Raw genomic sequence first — 818 nt, forward strand, 5'->3', positions numbered from 1 at the left:
GATGACGCTCAGCCTCTCGTTTGACCATCGGGTGATCGACGGCGCGCCGGCGGCCGCCTTCCTGCAGACGGTCAAGGAAGCGCTGGAAAACCCCTATCAGATGATGGTCTAGGAGGAAAGTGACGATGAAAACCTACAAGGTAGCCGTAGTCGGCGGCGGGCCGGGCGGATATGTAGCGGCGATTCGCGCCGCCAAAGAAGGGCAGACGGTCGCCCTGATCGAGGCGGACGAGCTGGGCGGCACGTGCCTCAACCGGGGCTGCATCCCCTCCAAAACTCTGCTGCGCCACGCCGAGGTGATCGAAGACATCCAGGCGGCCAAAAGCTGGGGGATCGAGACCGGAGAGCTGCAGCTTTCCCTGGAGAAGATGNGAGGCGGACGAGCTGGGCGGCACGTGCCTCAACCGGGGCTGCATCCCCTCCAAAACTCTGCTGCGCCACGCCGAGGTGATCGAAGACATCCAGGCGGCCAAAAGCTGGGGGATCGAGACCGGAGAGCTGCAGCTTTCCCTGGAGAAGATGATGGCCCGCAAAGACGAGGTGATCAAGCGCCTGCGGACAGGCGTGGCTTCCCTCTTGAAGGCGGGCAAGGTAGACGTCTACAAGGGAAGGGGAACCGTTCACCCGGACAAGACGATTGCCATTGACGGCGCTTCGCCGCAGACGATTCAGGCGGAGCGTGTGATCCTGGCGACCGGTTCGGTGCCGTTCGTGCCGCCGATCACCGGCGTCGATCAGGTGGCGGTTCACACCAGCGACACGATTTTTGGCCTGCGCGAGATTCCCGAGTCGATCGCGATTATCGGCGGCGGGGTGAT

Annotated in this window: 1 protein-coding gene and 2 pseudogenes; all 3 read left to right on the top strand. The window is 63.3% G+C overall.

Annotation, left to right across the window (positions count from 1 at the left end):
• Positions 1–112 (top strand): 2-oxo acid dehydrogenase subunit E2 (locus tag ACI7RC_RS27735; protein ID WP_408111384.1); only part of this gene is annotated, 112 nt, incomplete at its 5' end.
• A 13-nt stretch (positions 113–125) separates the two neighbouring features.
• Positions 126–320, top strand: a pseudogene (locus ACI7RC_RS27740) (FAD-dependent oxidoreductase); the annotation flags it as partial.
• 64 nt (positions 321–384) lie between these two features.
• Positions 385–818, top strand: a pseudogene (locus ACI7RC_RS27745) (FAD-dependent oxidoreductase); the annotation flags it as partial.

The sequence above is a fragment of the Brevibacillus sp. B_LB10_24 genome (assembly GCF_046036945.1).
Classification (GTDB): domain Bacteria; phylum Bacillota; class Bacilli; order Brevibacillales; family Brevibacillaceae; genus Brevibacillus_C.